The organism is Arthrobacter sp. Dra40, from assembly GCF_059091905.1.
The window spans coordinates 1-1,474 of record NZ_JBNHHB010000478.1; the positions used below are offsets into that span (position 1 = coordinate 1).

1 protein-coding gene is annotated in these 1,474 nt (G+C 60.3%); it reads left to right on the forward strand.

Annotated elements, in window-relative coordinates; all coding sequences use genetic code 11:
* The first annotated feature begins 861 nt into the window (after positions 1-861).
* A complete protein-coding gene (locus tag AC5RWT_RS37350; RefSeq protein WP_494084612.1) occupies positions 862-1,302 on the forward strand; it encodes a hypothetical protein in 441 nt (146 codons plus the stop codon).
* Positions 1,303-1,474 lie beyond the last annotated feature (172 nt).

A 1,474-nucleotide genomic window follows, 5' to 3' on the forward strand; every position in this document is an offset into this window, starting at 1 on the left:
GGGTCCGCCATAGACGAGGGAGGAGCTCCTTGCCGGTACTTTCCAGCTGTCGGGCAGCTACGTAGGAGCAGCTCCGTAAAGGACGGTAGGAAGTTGGGCCGGCGGTCGCGAGGCACCGGGCTTCGGTGCCGGATTCAACTCCGGAATGTTGACATCTGGTGCAATATTCCAAGCGCTACGGATGAAGAGCAGGAGCGATAGGTGGTTCGGCGTGTCTTTCACAGAGATGACCATGTCCTGCGCCCAGGGGTTATCTGGCAGGGGCTGATTGGATCTCATGGATTCTCTTTCGGTCCTCGTCCGCTCCAGCTTGGTCAGGTTAGTGTCCCACGTTAGGCCCGCAGAGAGCCGTACAGAGCCTCCTGCACCTGCCTCTCGCCTTACTCCTGACACAGAGAAGGACGGGCGTCAGCCCGTCCCTTTCCTGCGCCGCTGCTGGGACGCTGACATTCCTTCCCACCCCTGTCTCAGCAAGCGATCCCTTGCTGAGACAGGATCACATAGGCGGTTTCGACCGGACGTTTTGTCCCAGCCGCTCCCGGCGTGCCGCTAGGGCAAGGGGCAGCGTAACGAGCAGCAGCACCACGGCGAGACCAATAATGGTGATCCACGGACTGAGCCCCAAGGGCTTAGCGATAAGAGCACCGATGGACACGGATACGAACAGGTTAGCCCAGCCGACCCTGCTGTACCTCCTAGCTGCTGGTCCTATCGACCCCGGATTGCCCATGCACCAAGCGTACTTATCCGTTTCTGAGATGGGCTGAATCAGTAGGCCAATGGTCCTATGGATTTATAAGGTCAGCTGGCTACACTGCCCCACACGGGCGGTATGCATTGGCGAACCCGAGCGGAGTTGTCGTGAAGAAGAACCACATAGCAGTCCTGGCCATTTCGGTTCTCGCACTGCTTCTGGCCGCCTGCGGAAGCTCCGCAGGCAGCGGATCCTCAGGCAAGACGGTCACCGGGCCGATGGGCGAAATGCTGCTGGTGAACCCACGCAGCGCCCTGGCGAACTCCGTGATGGAAGCCGCCTTTGAAGGAACGCTTGTCGTAGGCGAGGACGATTGCATTATCGGGAGGACCAGCGATGGGCGGGACTTTGGGCTGCTGTTCCCGGCGGGGGCACGGTTCGGAGCTGGTGATCCGCCGACCGTTGAGGTGGAAGGCCACTCCCTTCGGCTCGGAGATCTCGTCAGTTTCGGCGGCGGATCCCTATCCCGCAGCGACATTGGAAAAGTACTAGGTGGTGCACCGGATCAGTGCCTCCGCGAGGAGACTTTCTACGTCCAGACTTTCTAGCACTGACCCATCTCGTCAGGCTCCAGATAAGGAGAAGGACGGGCGTCAGCCCGTCCAATTCCTGCGCCGGCTGCTAAACCGGCGATAGTCCCGCGTGCGATCCGGAGGTGTTGGAAATGTATTGGAGCAAGCTTTCCGGCGTGGCCGTCTGTGCAGTCTTTGTGGCCGTTGC